Raw genomic sequence first — 18,349 nt, forward strand, 5'->3', positions numbered from 1 at the left:
GCTGAGAATTTGTCAACCTATTTCTCATGCTTTTTTAATTATAATCAAAAAAGACGGTCGTGGATCCGCGACCGTCTTTTAAAGTTGAGAATTTAAGTTGAGAAAATTAATTGAGGATAACCAGAAAACTTTAAACTATTCTTCCGTTTCAACGCCGGTACCATCGTAGCAGCGTTCCAGCAGTTCTTTGAGCTGGCTGACCAGTGGTTCGACTGGGTTAGCCGTCGTACATTGATCTTCATAAGCCAATACAGCCAATTGATCAACGACCTTGTCAAAGTCTTCACGCTTGACGCCATTAGCCTTCAAGCTCAGCGTTACACCACACTTGTGAGCCAGTTCGATGATCTTTTGAACGTAGGCTTCGACCAGCTCTTCAGTCGTGTTACCCTTCAAGCCTAAGAAGCGAGCGATTTCGGCGTAATCCTTATCAGCACGGTAGTCTTCGTAATGTGGCCACATTGCCAGCTTGGTTGGGCGCTTAGCGTTGAAGCGGATAACCTGTGGCAGTGCAATAGCAATTACCAGACCATGAGGCAGATCAAAGGCACCACCCATCTTGTGGGCCAAAGAGTGCGTAATCCCTAAGAAAGCGTTGGCAAAGGCCAGACCGGCAATCGTGGAGCTGTCGTGCATCTTCTTGCGGGCCAGCTTATCACCCTTGACAGATGCCTCCAGATTTTCCATAACGCCCTTGATGGCTTCCAGCGACCAGCCACGCGTGTAGTCAGTTGCCATTACGGAAACATACGATTCAGTAGCGTGTGTCAAAACATCCAGACCAGTCCATGCCGTCGTGTTGGCAGGCACGGATTCAACGAATTGCGAGTCAACGATAGCAATATCTGGCGTCAGAGCGTAGTCAGCCAGTGGGTACTTAACGTGCGTCTTAGAGTTGGTAATAACTGCAAATGGCGTAACTTCAGAACCCGTACCGGAAGTCGTAGGAATCCCGATAAATTGTGCCTTCTTTGGCCGACCGATCTTGTAAGCCCGCTTACGGATATCAAGATACTTTTGCCGAACCCCATTCCAAGTCGTGTCTGGGTGCTCATAGAACATCCACATTGCCTTGGCAGCGTCCATTGGCGAACCACCACCCAGTGCGATAATCGTATCAGGCTGGAAGTCATTCATCCAAGCTACACCCTTGTCAACCGTATCCGTCGATGGGTCTGGTTCGATATCAGAGAAGATCTCGTATTGAACCCGATTGTTACGCAGCCGCAGCTGGTCAATAACCCGTTGAATATAGCCACGCTTAACCATTCCTGGACCGGTAACGATAAATGCCTTGTTGATGTTTGGAATTTCTTTCAGGTACTTCAGTGAGTTCCGTTGGAAGTATACCTTTGGCGGAATCTGTACCCATTGTGGATTTTCACGACGCATAGCAACCTTCTTAATGTTCAGCAGATCCCAGTCAGAAACGTTGTGTGAGATCGAGTTGCTGCCGTATGAACCCGTCCCCAGCGTAAATGATGGCGTCATGTTGTTGTAGACGTTACCAATACCGCCCAGACCAGATGGTGAGTTGACGATGATCCGAGAAGCCTTCATCTTAAGTGAGTATTCTTTAATCAATTCATCGTCATTAGTGTGAATAGCGGCCGTGTGACCTTCACCACCATATGCCAGCAGCTCGCTACAGATACGGAAGGCATCTTCACGATCCTTGGCACGGTACATCGTCAACACTGGTGAAAGTTTTTCAGCAGACAATGGATACTTAGGACCAACGCCATCCAATTCGGCAATCAGGACCTTAGTGTTAGCCGGAACGTTCTTCAAGCCACACATTTCGGCAATATCATTGGCAGAACGACCAGCAATTGGGCCACGGACCTGGTGACGATCTGAGTCAATAAAGCCGTTGGTAAAGGTTGGAATTTCGCTTGGCTTCAAGAAGTAGCAGTTCCACTTCTTGAATGCTTCCTTAACCTGGTCGTAGATTTCGTCATCGACAACAACCGAGTTTTCAGTAGCACAGATCATCCCGTTATCGAAAGTCTTTGAAAGGACGACGTCGTAGATCGAACGATCGATATTGGCGCTCTTTTCAATGTAGGCCGGACCGTTACCAGGACCGACACCCAGTGCAGGATTACCAGAACTGTAAGCTGCCTTAACCAGGCCAGGGCCACCAGTAGCCAGAATCGTAGCAATGCGTGGATTCTGCAGCAATGCCGTTGTATTTTCACGGCTGCATTGTGGAATCCATTGAATAACGTCCTTTGGTGCACCGGCAGCTTCAGCAGCGGCTTCCAGAATCTGACCAGTCTTTACACATGACTTGAAGGCTTGTGGGTGGAACGAGAAGATGATTGTGTTCCGCGTCTTCAAGGCAATGATTGACTTGAAAATTACCGTTGACGTTGGGTTGGTAACCGGTACGACCCCAGCAATTACCCCCAGCGGATCAGCAATCGTAATCATTTGGTTTTCATCATCTTCATCAATGATCCCAACCGTCTTGTCGTTGCGAATGTTGTTCCAGATGTATTCACTGGCGTAGATGTTCTTGATGGCCTTGTCTTCAGCAACCCCACGGCCGGTTTCGTTAGCAGCAGAAACCGCCAGATCCATGTGGTGTTCCTCAGCAGCCAGCGCCAGGTTTTGACAGATCTTGTCGACTTGCTCCTGGCTAAATGTGCGTAATTGATCAAGTGCCTTTTCACTCTTGTCAATCAATCCATTAATCAGTTCTTCAGCAGTTTTTTCCTTGTCTTTAGGCTTTTCAGTGGCCTTAACAGTGGCTTTGGCTTTAACTGTCATTGCACTTACTCCTTCTCAGTTAATTACTTTTCAACAACTTTGTTATCCTTTGAACAATTATTACTATACTCCTTTTTCTAGATTTGTAAACACCTTTTGTGAAATTAATAACAATTGCTGGATTTTGGAAAGCGATTACAACATGATCTCTTCAAGCCTTGTAGCAGTAAGAAAAAGTTTTGATTATTTTTAAAAGCAGTTCGTTGTTTCCTACTTTCATCGTCCTTTATTCGGCGTTTATTGTATTCTGATTCACAGATTCAAACCACTAAATTTTGGATTAATGTTAATTATAATAGTCAAATTAACGGATTTTTGTATGATAAATTTAAAACTTAGCTCAATGATGAACTAAGTTTTTGTAAGCAAAAGCCTCTAATCAGTTTCTTGCCAAGTCCGTTCATCACAAAGATGATCAATGCCGTCAGGAAAAACGAGAACGTAACGTCAGAGAAGAAATGGGCTCCTACAATTACGCGGCTCAGTCCGATCAAGACACCATAGACGATCCCACCAATAAAGAATCCCTTGCGCTTGACTTTGGAGACGAACCATAAAAAGACGATGCAAAGCGTTGCCGCCATCGTATGTCTTGATGGGAACGACTTATGCCCATTAACGCCATTGATGGTCAGCCAGTTGGTAAACTCATGATTGCCAGCCGTCAGTTCATAAGGGCGATAGCGTCCTCACAGTTCCTTTAAGGTCAGATTAACTTCCAGAGCAAACCAGACCGTAAAGGATGCCAGTACAGCAATCTGCATATAGCGCGTCAGTTGGCCTTGCGTCTTATTCTTCAACCACCATTGCGCCAGCAGCGTAAAGGCAGCAAAAAACAATATCCAGACGGTGATGATTACCGATTCTGAAAAGCCACCCGTTGCCGAGTCGCTGTTGGCCATTGCAATCGCCGTACCATTTTTGAGATTAGTATGAGCTGAATAAAGATAGTCCAAGAACTCATTAACGTATTGCTTGCTTTGCTAAAGTGACAATGTCAGCCCACCGACAAACAATGGTACTGTCATCAGTTTTTCAAAACCGCCCCGCCAAGCATAAGTCATCGCAATTTGGCCACATAAGGCAAAAATCAGATAAACTGGAAATTCCCCGAACGTCTGGCAGATGATGCCGACCCAGCTGTGATAGTTGATTAATGTATTGCTGATGGCTAAATCGCCAAAATAGGCATTCGCTAATAAAATAATGCAGATAATTGCTGAAATGCCAAACAGTTTCTTTTGATTTTCTTTACAAAGAAATTAATCCATAAAAACATCAATATTTACATATACAAAAAAGACGACCGCTAACAGCGATCGTCTTTTTGTTATTTAAGCTGAGACTACTTAAGGGTAACAGTAGCACCTGCGGCTTCAAGCTTTTCCTTGATGTCGTTGGCTTCGTCTTCCTTAACGTCTTCCTTGACAGCGGATGGTGCGTTGTCAACCAGGTCCTTAGCGTCCTTCAGACCCAGACCAGTAATGTCCTTAACAGCCTTGATGACCTTAACCTTTGCAGAACCTGCAGAAGTCAGTTCAACAGTGAAGCTGTCCTTAGCAGCAGCGTCGCCACCGGCAGCACCGGCAACAGCAACTGGAGCAGCTGCAGAAACGTCGAATTCTTCTTCGATAGCCTTAACCAGGTCGTTAAGGTCAGAGATTGATGCTTCCTTCAGAGAAGCAATGATAGCATCCTTATCAAAAGCCATGTTAATTTTCCTCCAATATTTCGGTTTATGCGCTCAGGCGCAGATTTTTAAAATTAGCGGGTACGCTATAAAGCTTAGGCAGCTTCTTCTTCGCTCTTCTTGTCGGCAACAGCCTTGACTGCACGGGCAATCTTCCGCATTGGATCTTGCAGAGCACTTGCCAGCATGGACAGCAGGTCTTCGCGACTTGGCATCGTAGCGTATTCGTTGATCTTGTCGAGGGTTTGAACCTTCTTTTCGATGAAGCCACCCTTGATTTCCAGAGCTTCGTGGTCGTCAGCAAACTTCTTCAGAATCTTTGCTGGGGCAATAGCATCTTCGTCTGAGAATGCTACGGCCGTTGGGCCAACGAACGTGCTCTTCAGATCTTCGTAGTCCGTACCTTCAACGGCACGTTCCAGAATCTTGTTCTTGATAACCATCATCTTGATGCCTGCATCACGCAGCTGCTTACGCAGATCCGTAACTTCAGCAACCGTCAGACCACGGTAGTCAACAACAATGGCCGTTTCAGCGTTCGTCAGCATTTCATTGACGTTCTTAACTACTTCAGCCTTCTTAGCAATCGTTGCTTCGCTCATGAATTTCACCTCCTGCGATGTATTTTGATCGGATTTAAAAAAATCCCTATGACCGGCAGACATAGAGAAGGAACATTTCATTTCTTCCTCGGCAGGCATTCATTAAGGCTTACGCCACCTGAGTCTTAGGCAGAGTCATATTTAATCAACTTTGCCAGTATAACAGGATTGAGCCGAGATTGCAAGGATGTTTTTTGAATTTATTTTCATTGATAATTTGTTGCGTTTAATTTTTTCTCATGTTATTGTAAGAATCGTAAAATTTTCCAGCGTCTGGAGGAGCGATTTAATGACTCTGCATTATTTCAAACTTCATCAATCTTCATCCTCAGCTTCAATCTGAAAGCAGTTGAGGATCTTTGACGCGCTCAAATTACCAGCGACACCGAGCATGCCCGACTGCTTTTGAACCTTCTTGGCAGTTGGACGGCTCGGTTTTTTGTTGGACTAATGAATGGAGGAAATTCCTATGGAAAAACAGCCGCAAACAGAGCTTAAACGCTCGTTAGGCTTCGGTTCGGCGCTTTCAATCGTAATTGGTACCATCATCGGCTCCGGTATCTTTTTTAAGCAAGGTTCAGTCCTGGACAGTGCAGGATCTTCAACCATGGCCATTCTCGCCTGGGTTCTGGGTGGTATCATCACGCTGACGGCTGGCTTGACGATTGCTGAGATTGGCTCACAAATGCCATATACCGGTGGTCTGTATGTCTATATCGAAAACCTTTATGGACGCATTTGGGGCTTTTTAGCTGGCTGGATGCAGATCATTGTCTATGGTCCCGCAATTATTGCCTCAGTTGCCGGCTTTATGAGCATTCTGATGGCCAACCTTTTTGGGCTTAGTGCTGCCTGGCGCATTCCGTTGGCTGTAATCACAATCCTAGCCATTGGTGCCATGAACATGCTGGAAAATCGCGTTGGTGCGGCATTTTCCGTGATCACTACGATTGGAAAAATGGTGCCAATTGCCGCTATTATCATCTTTGGTCTATTCTGGGGCCACCAAGATGCTTTTGGCCAAACGCTCAGTCAGGTTCATCAATCGGCCGGAAATTTTGGTGTTGCTATCTTAGCAACCTTGTTCGGTTATGATGGCTGGATTTTGATTGCCAACTTGGGCGGTGAGATGAAAAATCCCCAAAAACTGCTGCCAAAAGCGATCATCCTGGGAATCAGTGCGGTTTTGCTAATCTATACTTTGATTACAATTGGCGTTTTACGCTTTTTGCCAGTTCAAACGATTCATCGGCTCGGCGAAAATACCACTGCCTATCTTGCCGTCAAAGCATTCGGTACGATTGGCGGCAAGCTCTTATCTGCCGGTATCATTATTTCAATGATGGGAACGATCAACGGTAAGATGCTGACGTTCCCAAGAATCGTCTATGCAATGGCCAAACGACGTGATATTCCATTTTCACGTACGCTTTCCTATCTAACGCCAAAAGGTAAGTCGCCGGTAGCAGCAACTTTGTTTATCATTATTTTGGCTACAATCATGATGATGTTCTTTGATCCAGATCATTTATCCGATTTGTGCGTCTTCACCGTTTATTGTTTTTACATTCTGGCGTTCTTTGGTATCTTTATTCTGCGCAAGACCAATGAAGCACCACGACCATTTTCCACCCCACTTTACCCATGGATTCCGATTATTGCCATTGCTGGTGGCATCTTCGTTTTGGTCAGCGAAATCATCAATGATCCGGCCGGCGTAATGCTTTTTGCCGGTGTCGTGATTATCGGCTTGCCAGTCTTTTGGATCGTCAAAAAGCTCGACCAGCCAGCAAAATAGTTTACGACATAACAAAAGAAGCGACCGTGTTTTGATTTCACGATCGCTTTTTTGTTTCAATTTCTTTTATCATATTGATTTTTATTAATTTATCGATTTGCCAGCCATCTTGCGTTGTTCAAATTATGGTGGTTTATACATAAGATCGCCCCATTTTAAATGGTCATCAGCGCCAAATATTGAACCTGACTAACTAAATTCACTGCCCATCGGTATCAGCTCCATTCATTTGACCATGCGACGAGGCTATTTTGTTACTGCGCGAATCATCTTAACCATTAGGCATCACCTCAGATCTTCATCCAAAGCGTCTAGTTAAATTCACTGCCCATCGGTATCAGCCCCATTCATTTGACCATGCAACGAAGCTATTTTATTACTGCTCGAATCATCTTAACCATTAGGCATCACCTCGTTTGGTTCTTACCTTTGCTACATCTATATTATAGCACATGTTGTTAGCGCTTACATAGATTTCGAATAAAAAAAGTCATCAAAATCAATTGATGACTTTTTTATCGATTTTAAACCGTCAGCTTAGAAGCTAGCCAGGTCAATCGTTACGCTAGGACCAAAAGTCGAAGCTACAGAAACGTGCTTGATGTAAGCACCACGAACGGCGGCTGGACGAACCTTAACGATCGTTTCTTCGATCGTCTTCAGGTTTTCAACCAGCTTGTCCGTGTCAAAGGATGCCTTACCGAATGGAACGGCAACGTTGCCGTCACGGTCAGTCCGGTAGGTAACCTTGCCGGCCTTAGATTCAGAAACGGCCTTGGCTACATCCATCGTAACCGTACCCGTCTTAGGGTTTGGCATCAAGCCCTTAGGACCCAATACACGACCCAGACGACCAACCAGTGGCATCATGTCAGGCGTTGCAATGGCAACGTCAAAGTCCAGCCAGCCATCTTGAATCTTGTCAACCAGGTCTTGGTCGCCAACGAAGTCTGCACCAGCAGCTTCGGCTTCCTTAGCCTTTTCACCCTTAGCAAACACAACAACGGTTTGGTCTTTACCAGTACCGTTTGGCAGCACAACGGCACCACGCAATTGTTGGTCCGCTTGCTTCGTGTCTACGTTTAAGTTAAATGCAACTTCGAGGGTTGAGTCGAAGTTTGCAAAGTCAATGTCTTTTACTAATTGTACCGCGTCGCTGACAGCGTATTCCTTCTTGGAATCAACCTTCTTCAGGGCGTCTTGGTACTTCTTACCGCGATGTTTAGCCATGTTGATGTTTTCCTCCTTGCAAATGTGGTCTAACGGAGTGTATACCTCCCACTAGGACTGTTCACTTTCATGAATCAGCCCGGTACGAGAAAGCTTAGCCTTCAACGACGAAGCCCATGCTCCGTGCCGTACCTTCGATCATGCGCATCGCTGCTTCAACGTCAGCGGCGTTAAGATCTTGCATCTTAGTTTCGGCGATTTGCTTAACTTGATCCTTGGTTACAGTAGCAACCTTCTTCGTGTTAGGTTCACCGGAACCGTGTTCAACACCAGCAGCCTTCTTCAGCAGTACTGCAGCAGGTGGCGTCTTCGTAATGAATTCGAACGAACGGTCTTCGTACACCGTGATAACAACAGGGATAATCATACCCTTTTGATCAGCAGTCCGTGCGTTGAACTCCTTAGTGAAGCCCATGATGTTAATACCTGCCTGACCAAGTGCAGGACCCACTGGAGGAGCCGGCGTAGCGGCACCTGCAGGGATTTGCAACTTGACAATGTTAGCTACTTTTTTTGCCACGAGACAAAACCTCCTTAGTCCGTGTTGTGGTAATGATGGGGTAGTAAGATTTGCCCCTCCCACTGTATGCCTTTAACAGCACACTCGAGAAGAATACCACTAAATTAATGTTTTTTCAATAGTCAGTCTCAAAAAAACATTTTGACTATTATTCAACAGAATCAATTTGGTCAAAGCCAACCTCAGCAGAGGTCAAGCGACCAAACATTTCAATTTCGGCACGCAGTTTCAGCTTATCATGATCAACTTCGGTAACCTTACCGACCATATCAGCAAACGGCCCCGCAATAATCTTGACCGTGTCGCCGACTTTAACGTCGATATCAGTACGTGGTGCTTCTTCAGAGTCGTCCATCCGCTTTAAGATCCGGTCAACTTCTTCAGGCAGCAGAGGAGTTGGCTTGGAGCCACCACCATGAGAACCCAAAAAGCCGGTTACGCCTGGGGTATTCCGAGCGATGTACCATGCCTGATCAGTCATAACCATTTCAACCAAAACATAACCAGGGAAAGTCTTTTCTTCAATTTCCTTGGCTTCGCCGTCTTTAACCTGGCGAACCTTTTCTTCAGGTACGACGACCCGGAAAATGTAGTCTTGCATGCCCATTGACTGAGCCCGGGATTCCAAATTGCTCTTAACTCGGTTTTCGTAGCCAGAATACGTGTGCAGCACGTACCAGCGCTTTTCAGTTGATTCCACGTTGTTCCTCCATTTGTGTAAAACCAAAAAAGTTCAAAATAAAAAACCTCGCCCAAAGCGAAGTTTTTTCAACCAAACAGCAGTATACCAGATTCTGCATGATTTGACCAATAATTAGCCAACGATCAGTAGCATAAACTGGTGCAGCAGCCAGTCGATAATCGCAAAAAAGATAATAAAGAAAATCGTCAGCGAAACTACCGTAGTCGTGTCCCGTCGCGTTTCCTTAGCTGTTGGCCAGACCACCTTATGCATTTCAGCATTGACGCTTTTTACAAATTTTGTAAGTTTCATTGAAATCGTCCCTTATTTAGTTTCTCGATGCAGAGTATATTCACCGCAGTGCTTGCAGAATTTACTTAATTCTAGGCGCGACTCACGATCAGGCTTAACTGTTACCGTGTAGTTGCGTGCACCGCATTTGGTACATTCCAGTGCCGCTTTTTTTTGAGTCATTTTATGCCTCCAATATACTTGTCTAGCCTATCATGGACTTGGGATAAAAAGCAACTCACTTAAGCTTGCAAAGCCAAAATCAGTTTTTTGCGACAACGCGACAATGCTGATTGGATCGTTCGCTGACTGCAGTTGAATCTCTGACAAAGTGCCGGCATATCAATAAACAGGCTTGCGACCAGCACCTCACGCTCAAATTTTGAAAGATCATCAATCAAGAATCTTTCAAAAATCAAGCGACAACAAATCTGATCTTCCAATGATTCTTGACAAGCAACCGGCAATTGATCACTCAAGCTCACTAGACAATCAGCTGGGATTCTTTTCTTGGCTCGACATCTGCGATATTGACCCTTAGCCAGATTTTCCAGCGAACGATACAGATAATGACCAAACGAAGCACCCTGGCTGCCGTCATAATGTAAGGCAGCCTGATAGAGCAGTTGATACATGTTTGAAAGCCAGTCATGCAAAGATACGTCTGCTGGATGATACTTTTGCCATGCGTAACAAAAAAGTCCCTGATAATTAACGAACAGCTTTTGAATTGCTAGTGGGTTGCCACTTTTCGCCTCACGTAAAATTGCTTTTTCAGCGGTCAGCGCTTGAAAATCAGCACTGCCGATTCTTGCTTTCGCCATTTTCTTCCTCTCGCTAGCGAATAGATTTGGGTTGCCATGACTGATCAGTAAACTGATAGAAAAGCAGCACGCCTTTACCTGATGCACTGCTCCGGCGGTTTTCGTCTAAGGTCTGCACCCCTGTTTGTCATTTTTAATATACACGAGAAGTAAAACGGTTACAAGCAGTAACTATACTTTCATAAATTTACATTTAAGGCGAATTTGCTTACGAATAAAAAGCAATGTTCAATTATTTTGAAAGTGTCGGCAACCGCAAAAAGATCAGCAGACCAATTGCAAACAAGATTGCCAGCGAGCCCGCCCCAATGGTTGACTTGCCGGTCAATTGCGTTACGATGCCGACTAGAATCGGACCGATAATCGCTGAAAACTTGCCCAAGATATTGTAAAAGCCAAAAAATTCACTGCTGTTTTCTTTAGGGATCAGCTTGCCAAAATAAGAACGGCTCAATGCCTGGATCCCGCCTTGACTGGTACCGACCAATATCGCCAAAACCCAAAAATCATGCAGTGTCTTTAAATGCAGCGCCTGTAGACAAATGAACAAATATATGCAGATTCCTAGGAGCAATGCCTTACGCGTCGAGGTGCGATTAGCCAGCCAGCCATACCAGATTGAAAATGGAAAGGCGATCAGCTGCACAACCAACAAGACAACCATCAGCATCGTGGTACTAATCCCCATATCCGCTCCAATCGAAGTAGCCATTGTAAAAATCGTATCTACGCCATCAATATAAAAGAAATATGCCACCAAGAACCAAAATGCATCCCGATAGCGACGAATGTGCTGCAAAGTTCTTATGACACGAATCAGACTAGCTTTAAATGGGTGTGCCTCGGCAGGAACGCTGTAATGCTGCTGAGCATTTTTCAAAAATGGCATGCCAAAAACAAGCCACCATAATCCTGCCAAAATAAAACTGAACCGGGCAATCCCATAATCATTCAACCAGCCAAAGCCGTGTCCCAGCTCAACAATCAAAAAGATCAAAAAAGCCACTACGCCGCCTAAATAGCCCATCCCATAGCCAGTCGATGACAGCGCGTCGATCTGACGACGGTCGGCTACATCAGTTAAAAAACTGTCATAAAACAAATTACCACCAGAATAGCCGACTGCTGATATCACATAAACAACCAACAGCCATTGCCAGTTACTTGGTGAAAGAATTCCCAAAATCAGCGTCATGACAATCCCGAGACCAGCAAACCAGTTCAGCCAGCGTCGCTTAGCATGCGGATAGTCGGCCATCGCTCCCAAAAACGGTGCTAAAAGCGAAACGACCAAAGTCCCCGCGCTGTTGGCATAACCCCACAAGGCCGTTGACGTTGCTGCTGAGACCCCATTCTGGTGAGCAACGGCCTTAAAATAAACCGGTAAGACGGCCGTGACGACTAAAATTCCATAGCCAGAATTGGCCCAGTCATAAAAAATCCATTGCCACTGCTGTTTATTGAATCGCATGTTTCACTTCCTTAAGATTCCCTTGATCGGTTTACCCGCAGTTGGTTTTGGATAGTGCAGTCCCAAAAGCTGCGCAAATGTCGGACCCTCATCTACCAATGCGGCATGTTCTACTGCAGCCCCTGATTTAATATCAGGACCATAAAAAACCGCGGTCGTAAAATAATTAGGCTTATCGGCACCATAGCCATGAACGCCACGGTAGCGATCTGGCTGACCCATCATTGCTGGCAGGACTGGTTCAACGACTGCTGGCCGCTGTGATTCATCCGTAAAGTAATAGCCTGCTTTAGCTTCAACCAAAAATGCACAGTACGGATCGGTCCCCAACTTGACGGTCTGCGCGCCATCATAGATTTTTTCGATCCCCTTGACTCCAGCAATTGCTCGTCTGATTTCGTCTTGATCAACGCCTGGTTTTACGTAGACGTAGGTTTCGCCATCACACGTCTTAGCCATTACCCGCCAGTCGTTTTTAAAAGTCTGCTGATCTTTGATTGGCCTTAGCCAGCCTTTTTGTGCAAACAGCGTATTGAGATGAATCATCTGGTCAACATCAATCTGATAATGATCACCCAGACAAACAAAATCAGTCTGATCAAACGTTCCAGCATCCCGCGTTGCCTGAATGATTCTGCCGACACGAGCATCTAGTCGCTGCAGTGCTTCTTTTGCCTGCTTTGATCGAACGCCATAGCGATGCCGCATGCTGTCCATATCAACCAGATGAATCAAAGTCAGATCCGGTTGCTTGTGTTGAAGCGTCCAAGTCGCCATTGCCGTGACAAAATCATCCAGCCAGGGCTGCTTGATGCCGTGACGCAGGTGGCCAAATTTGCGATTCATCTGATATAAAAACCATGGTGAGCTGGCTTTTAAGGATACCAGTACCTGGTTGGTCCAAATTCGATTGGGAAAAATCTCAGCAACGTTCCAATCGATTTTACTGCCAGCAGTTACCGGCCATAAAAAGGCTGCCGTCTTTAATCCAGCCTGGTGTGCAACATCATATAGCGTTGCTGCCTTGATCTCTTTTCTTTGATACCAGTACCAGTCTGGCGATTTTCGCGTTGGCTGCAGCTTGGTGTTGTTAACAATACCATGAACGGCTGGATACTGCCCAGTAATAATTGACGTGTGTGATGGATAGGTCAGCGTTGGAAAAATCCCCCGCACTTTTTTAACCCAGGTTCCTTGGGCAATCAGCCGATTTAAATTGGGCGTCAGATCACGTTGTTCATTTAGATCGGCAAAGCCCAGTGAATCCAGTGAGATCACCACTAGTCGGCGTTGTTTCATAAATAATCACCTCTAAATAGTAAAACCGCAGCGCGAAGTGACGCTGCGGCATTGTTTTAAAGCGGGTGCCGTGAATTGAATCCTTGATAGATCAACAGGCTGGCCGCAACACTGGCATTCAGGCTCTGCACGTGGCCGATCATTGGAATCGTCAGCATCTCGTCACAGGTCTTTTTCAGCAATGGCGAAATGCCCTTGCCCTCATTGCCAATTACCAAGGCCACTGGTCCCTTGGCATCCCAGCGGCGGTAGTCGGTTCCCTTCATATCCGTACCAAAAAGCCATAAACCACGTTCCTTTAGTTCGTTGGCCGTCTGGACCAGATTGGTTACCCGTGCGACCGGAACGTGTTCAATGGCACCAGTCGACGTCTTGGCAACTACCGAGGTCAGCCCCACTGAACGCCGCTTGGGAATAATCAGACCGTGAACCCCAGCAGCATCGGCGGTTCTAAGAATTGACCCTAGATTATGCGGATCTGCCAGCTCATCTAAAATCAAAAAGAATGGTGCCTCATCATGCTTGGCCGCATTTTCAAACAGGTCATCAATCGTAGCGTAGCGATAGGCAGCAATTGCCAGGGCAACCCCTTGGTGATTTTGGTGGTTGGTCATCTGATCCAGCTTGTTTTTAGGTACGTTTGAGATCACTAAATGCCGTTCCTTGGCCAATTTTACGATTTGACCAATAATATCGGCTTTAAGATCTTTTTGAATGAAAACCTTGTTGATTTCTTGATCGGATTTTAAAGCCATGACCGCAGGATGGCGGCCAATAATAAATTCTGGTTCGTCAGTCTTCATGTTTTGTTCTTCCTGTCTCTACTTGCTTAATACACCATTGCGCTAGTTCACTGATTCGTTCATTTTGACCCGAAAGCTGCAGATAGCCAAACAGAGCCTCAAAGCCAGTTGACATACGATACGTCAAAACCGAGGTGTGCTTGGCATGCGTGTAGCTGTTGGCGTTGCGACCACGTTTAAAATAGCTCCACTCCTCTTCAGACAACAGGTTATCTTCTTTCATCAATTCAATCAGTGCCGCCTGCGCCTTAGCTGAAACGTAATGCGTTGCTTGATGCTGCAGACGATTGGGCTTGCTCATCCCAAGTGCCAATAAGTGTTGGCGAATAAATACCTCATAGACGGCATCCCCCAGATAAGCCAGGGCAATTCCATTCAGTTGCTGATAGTCGGCTTTTTCCATTTTATTCCTTTCTGTAGCGCGTTCCTTGTGGGGTATCTTCCAAAATGATCCCTTGTGCTTTTAAATCATCACGAATCTGATCGCTTAAGGCGAAATTCTTGGCAGTGCGGGCCTCATTGCGCTTATTGATCAGGTCCTTGATGGCTTGATCATCAATCTCGCAGTTGGACGTTTCCAGCTTGACTCCAAAGATTCCCAGCAGATTTTCCAGTTCCTGTTTTAAGGTTCTGAGTGCCTCAGCTTTTACGACCGGCTGCTGGGCATAGACGTTGGCATACTTAACCAGCTCATAGACAGTAGCAATCCCATTTTGAACATTGATGTCATCATCCATCGCCGTAATAAACTGTTGCGTAAATGCTGCTACCCGTTGTGCCACGTCTTCGTCATTACCATCTTGAGCATCACGCTGCCGATAGGTCAGATTGTCATAGGTATTGCGAATATGTTCCAGATTGTTTTGGGCATCCTGCAGATTGGCCTCGCTGTATTGAATTGGCCGCCGGTACTGCGTAGTTGCCATAAAGAATCGCAGTACCTGTGGATCAACATGCTTGATAATGTCATGAACCGTAATAAAGTTGTGCAAAGATTTGCTCATCTTTTCATTGTCCTTGCCAATCGTGACAAAACCATTGTGCATCCAATAACGAACAAACTTTTGACCGGTTTCGGCCTCGCTTTGGGCAATCTCATTTTCATGATGAGGGAACTGCAGATCCTGTCCCCCGGCATGAATATCAATCGTTTTGCCCAGATAGCGCGTTGACATGACCGAACATTCAATGTGCCAGCCAGGGCGTCCCTGTCCCCATGGCGAGTCCCAGTTGATCTCACCGGGCTTGGCTGCCTTCCACAAAGCAAAGTCAAGCGGATCTTCTTTTTGCTGAATTTCTTCGGCAGTAACGTGCTCGCTGGCACCGGTTTCCAAATCATCGATTGATTGGCCGGAAAGCTCACCATAGTGTTTAAACTTACGCGTTCGATAATAGACGTTGCCATCGACAACATAGGCATAGTCCTTTTCAATCAGGACTTTGATAAAGTCGATGATTTCAGGGATGCTTTCCGTTGCACGTGGCCGCTTGGTAGCTGGTTCAATATTTAAGGCAGCCGTGTCCTCCATGAAAGCCTTGATAAATTTGTCGGCCAGCTGAGGAACCGTAATTCCCTGTTCAGCAGCGGCCTTGATCATTTTGTCGTCAACATCGGTAAAATTGGAGACGTAATTGACCTGGTAGCCTTTAAACTCCAGATAGCGCCGAACGGTATCAAATGCGATGGCACTGCGCGCATTGCCGATGTGGATGTAATTGTAGACCGTGGGACCACAGACGTACATGTTAACAACTCCAGGATGCAATGGCTTGAATTCTTCTTTTTTACGGGTAAGCGTATTATAAATAGTCAACATAACGCCGTAATCCTCCTTGTAAAAGTAGTTGCAATAACAGTATTTTACCACAATTCACTGCGATTCCTGATTGACGTATTAAAAATAAATTGTTAAGCCTTTGTTCATACTTTTTTCATAAAAGGGTGCTAGTATTACAGATGTAGTCAAACGAGATAGCTTGGCTGCAATCAATTTAACCGAAACCTATTATTTTTCAATTACTCCTCCCAATAGTAACCGAAAAATACACATTTTACGAAATCTCCCCCAAGATCTTCGTAATACTCCTCAAGCAGTGGCTCCCCCGGCCGCTGCTTTTTCTGTTTCAAAATAATCTGATCAGCCAATCGACCATTGGCGCATACATTCTTCTAAATAGCGCTACCCAGCCAGCAGCCATAACCATTGTACTGAAGACGTCGCTTGGATAATGGGCTCTTAAAACCAGGCGGGAAACAACCACCAACAACAGCCAGATCAGGCCTGCCATTCCAATTAAAGGCGTTGGCCAAAGTGTCCAAATCATCAGCACCAAAACCGTCGTTCCCAAAACATGGCCGCTTGGAAAACTGTAGCCATCGTCTATTGACAGGTGACATTGGGGACGCTGGCGCTTAAAGAATCTCTTAACGCCAATTCCAATTGCATCCAAGCTGCCCAAAGTCGCCAGTACCCAGAGTGCCGTTATCGAATCAGCCGTTAAATCAACCAGTCCCGCTAAAATAAAGGCATAGCCAACCGTCAGTTTAGGTTGACCAATAAATGCCACCGCGCGCCAAAAAAGACTGTTCTGCCGATTGGGAATCTGATTATGCAGCCTTTGATCAAAGCGATGAAAAGCTGGCCAGCATTTTAACGACCACCCCATAAAAATCAGCGTGACCAAGGCTGCCAGCATCTGCAGCACGTCGTTTTGTGCCGGAATGATTCGCATTTTCTTTTCCTTTCGTTTTCAGCATCAATGATTCCAACAAGCAAAATGGGACCCTTATTCGGTTAAGCCGAATATTGGATCCCATTTTTTATTTAATCTGACTTTGGATCGTCTGCTGATCGTTAAAGCTTAAAGCTTGCCGTTTTCAACTCGGTCGATCATGTCATCCAAACGAGCCAGCGTTTCTTTTTGACCAATCAGCTCGATGCTTTCTGGCAGCTGTGGACCGTGCGTTTCGTGCGTAATTGCGATTCGCAGTGGCATCCAAAGCTTGCGACCCTTAACCTTGGTATCGTTTTGCACGCTCTTGATGCAGTGCAGAATAGACGTAGCATCCATGAAGTCCAAAGCAGCAATCTTGTCACGGAAGTCGCGTAATACAACGGCCACCGTTTCGGCACTCATTTCTTCCTTGGCTTCATCAGTCAGAATTTGTGGCTCTTCAACAAATGGCTTGGCGTATTGCAGGATTTCCTCACCATAAGAGATTTCGCGCTTGAAGATCTCAACGATTCGACGCATCCATTCAATCTTGTATGGATCAGCGTGCTTTTCGATCAGCCCAGCATTGATCAGTAATGGCATAGCAACGTTGAAGACCTCATCAACTGCGGAGTTCTTCATGTACTGGTTGTTGATCCAGCGCAGCTTCTTACGGTCAAAGGCAGCTGGTGACTTGGACAGCCGCGTTTCATCGTACATCTTGACAAATTCTTTGAGTGAGAAGATTTCATCTTCACCAACTGGCGACCAGCCCAGCAGAATAATGAAGTTATCCATGGCTTCTGGCAAGTAGCCCAGGTCGCGGTACTGTTCGATAAACTGCAACACGGATTCGTCACGCTTGGAAAGCTTCTTGCCCGTTTCGTTGTTGATGATCAGAGCCATATGACCAAACTTTGGTGCTTCCCAACCCAGTGCCTCGTAGATCATCATTTGCTTAGGCGTGTTGGAGACATGGTCGTCACCACGAAAGACGTGACTGATCTTCATCAGGTGGTCATCGATAACTACGGCAAAGTTGTAGGTTGGCATGCCATCCCGCTTCATAATTACGAAGTCGCCGCCAACTGAAGCCGAGTCAAACGACAGTGGACCCTTGACGATGTCGTCCCAGGCGTACGTGTGGTCTTTTGGTACACGGAACCGAATAACCGGCTTTAAGCCTTTTGCTTCGGCATCAGCTTGAGCTTGTTTGATTTCTTCATCAGTCATGCCGGCATATTCGTATTCGTAGTGTGGCATCTGGTGAGCTGCTTTTTGACGCTCACGCTGGGCAGCCAGTTCTTCTTCAGTCATGTATGACTTGTAGGCCAGATCCTTGTCCATCAGTTCTTGAACGTACTTTTCATAGATGTCCTTGCGTTCTGATTGACGATATGGACCGTAATCGCCGCCAATGTCAGGACCTTCATCCCAGTCCAGTCCCATCCATTTCAGATTGTCCAGCTGACTGCGTTCACCATCCGCGATGTTACGCTTCGTATCAGTATCTTCAATCCGAATGATGAATTTGCCATGGTAGTGTCGAGCAAACAAATAATTGAACAGTGCCGTCCGTGCATTACCAATGTGCAGGTGTCCAGTCGGGCTAGGTGCATAGCGAACCCGAATTTCGTTTTTTGACAAGT

Annotated in this window: 17 protein-coding genes, 1 pseudogene and 1 other annotated feature; of the genes and pseudogenes, 1 reads left to right on the forward strand and 17 read right to left on the reverse strand. The window is 45.9% G+C overall.

What is annotated here, in order from left to right; translation table 11 throughout:
* Positions 1-135 precede the first annotated feature (135 nt).
* The 4 genes and pseudogenes from adhE to rplJ all read right to left on the reverse strand — a co-directional run bounded on the left by adhE (position 136) and on the right by rplJ (position 5,067).
* Positions 136-2,775 (reverse strand): bifunctional acetaldehyde-CoA/alcohol dehydrogenase, encoded by a 2,640-nt coding sequence (adhE, locus tag HF864_RS01350; protein ID WP_169461333.1) that lies wholly within the window; start codon positions 2,773-2,775, stop codon positions 136-138.
* 335 nt (positions 2,776-3,110) lie between these two features.
* A pseudogene (locus HF864_RS09585) lies at positions 3,111-4,010 on the reverse strand (phosphatase PAP2 family protein).
* Positions 4,011-4,120: 110 nt separating this feature from the next.
* Complete coding sequence (rplL, locus tag HF864_RS01360) at positions 4,121-4,486, reverse strand: 50S ribosomal protein L7/L12 (RefSeq protein WP_169461334.1); 366 nt, start codon at positions 4,484-4,486, stop codon at positions 4,121-4,123.
* Positions 4,487-4,560: 74 nt separating this feature from the next.
* Positions 4,561-5,067, reverse strand: a complete 507-nt coding sequence (rplJ, locus tag HF864_RS01365) for a 50S ribosomal protein L10 (protein ID WP_169461335.1) — start codon at positions 5,065-5,067, stop codon at positions 4,561-4,563.
* 28 nt (positions 5,068-5,095) lie between these two features.
* Positions 5,096-5,215, reverse strand: a sequence feature (ribosomal protein L10 leader region).
* Positions 5,216-5,536: 321 nt separating this feature from the next.
* On the opposite strand from rplJ, the gene HF864_RS01370 reads away from it, so the two are divergent.
* Entirely contained in the window at positions 5,537-6,865 is a 1,329-nt protein-coding gene (locus HF864_RS01370) for an amino acid permease (protein ID WP_169461336.1), read from the forward strand.
* Positions 6,866-7,402: 537 nt separating this feature from the next.
* Here HF864_RS01370 and rplA read toward each other — a convergent pair.
* From rplA to gltX, 13 genes are all read right to left on the reverse strand, one after another.
* Positions 7,403-8,095, reverse strand: a complete 693-nt coding sequence (gene rplA, locus HF864_RS01375) for a 50S ribosomal protein L1 (RefSeq protein WP_006500486.1) — start codon at positions 8,093-8,095, stop codon at positions 7,403-7,405.
* Between the two features lie 94 nt (positions 8,096-8,189).
* Entirely contained in the window at positions 8,190-8,615 is a 426-nt protein-coding gene (gene rplK / locus HF864_RS01380) for a 50S ribosomal protein L11 (RefSeq protein WP_033934284.1), read from the reverse strand.
* 148 nt (positions 8,616-8,763) lie between these two features.
* Positions 8,764-9,315 (reverse strand): transcription termination/antitermination protein NusG, encoded by a 552-nt coding sequence (gene nusG, locus HF864_RS01385; protein WP_033934283.1) that lies wholly within the window; start codon positions 9,313-9,315, stop codon positions 8,764-8,766.
* Positions 9,316-9,429: 114 nt separating this feature from the next.
* Positions 9,430-9,609 carry a preprotein translocase subunit SecE gene (secE, locus tag HF864_RS01390; protein ID WP_169461337.1) on the reverse strand — a complete coding sequence of 60 codons (180 nt, stop codon included), beginning with the start codon at positions 9,607-9,609 and terminating at the stop codon, positions 9,430-9,432.
* A 12-nt stretch (positions 9,610-9,621) separates the two neighbouring features.
* Positions 9,622-9,771, reverse strand: coding sequence for a 50S ribosomal protein L33 (gene rpmG / locus HF864_RS01395; RefSeq protein WP_169461338.1), 150 nt, complete (start codon positions 9,769-9,771; stop codon positions 9,622-9,624).
* Between the two features lie 59 nt (positions 9,772-9,830).
* Positions 9,831-10,412, reverse strand: a complete 582-nt coding sequence (locus HF864_RS01400; protein WP_169461339.1) for a sigma-70 family RNA polymerase sigma factor — start codon at positions 10,410-10,412, stop codon at positions 9,831-9,833.
* A 232-nt stretch (positions 10,413-10,644) separates the two neighbouring features.
* Complete coding sequence (locus HF864_RS01405) at positions 10,645-11,883, reverse strand: MFS transporter (protein WP_169461340.1); 1,239 nt, start codon at positions 11,881-11,883, stop codon at positions 10,645-10,647.
* Between the two features lie 3 nt (positions 11,884-11,886).
* The gene (locus tag HF864_RS01410) at positions 11,887-13,182 is read right to left on the reverse strand and encodes an ectonucleotide pyrophosphatase/phosphodiesterase (protein ID WP_169461341.1); all 1,296 of its coding nucleotides are present in this window, start codon (positions 13,180-13,182) and stop codon (positions 11,887-11,889) included.
* Positions 13,183-13,238: 56 nt separating this feature from the next.
* Positions 13,239-13,985 carry a 23S rRNA (guanosine(2251)-2'-O)-methyltransferase RlmB gene (gene rlmB, locus HF864_RS01415; protein ID WP_169461342.1) on the reverse strand — a complete coding sequence of 249 codons (747 nt, stop codon included), beginning with the start codon at positions 13,983-13,985 and terminating at the stop codon, positions 13,239-13,241.
* Positions 13,975-14,388, reverse strand: coding sequence for a Mini-ribonuclease 3 (locus tag HF864_RS01420; protein WP_169461343.1), 414 nt, complete (start codon positions 14,386-14,388; stop codon positions 13,975-13,977). Before HF864_RS01420 ends, rlmB begins: the two co-directional genes overlap by 11 nt.
* A gap of 1 nt (position 14,389) precedes the next feature.
* Positions 14,390-15,802: a cysteine--tRNA ligase gene (gene cysS / locus HF864_RS01425; RefSeq protein ID WP_169461344.1), complete on the reverse strand. Its 1,413-nt coding sequence runs from the start codon at positions 15,800-15,802 to the stop codon at positions 14,390-14,392.
* Between the two features lie 307 nt (positions 15,803-16,109).
* Entirely contained in the window at positions 16,110-16,718 is a 609-nt protein-coding gene (locus tag HF864_RS01430) for a phosphatase PAP2 family protein (protein WP_169461345.1), read from the reverse strand.
* Positions 16,719-16,847: 129 nt separating this feature from the next.
* Positions 16,848-18,347, reverse strand: a complete 1,500-nt coding sequence (gltX, locus tag HF864_RS01435; RefSeq protein ID WP_169461346.1) for a glutamate--tRNA ligase — start codon at positions 18,345-18,347, stop codon at positions 16,848-16,850.
* Between the last annotated feature and the right edge of the window lie 2 nt (positions 18,348-18,349).

This window comes from Lactobacillus sp. MRS-253-APC-2B (assembly GCF_012843675.1).
Classification (GTDB): domain Bacteria; phylum Bacillota; class Bacilli; order Lactobacillales; family Lactobacillaceae; genus Limosilactobacillus; species Limosilactobacillus pulli.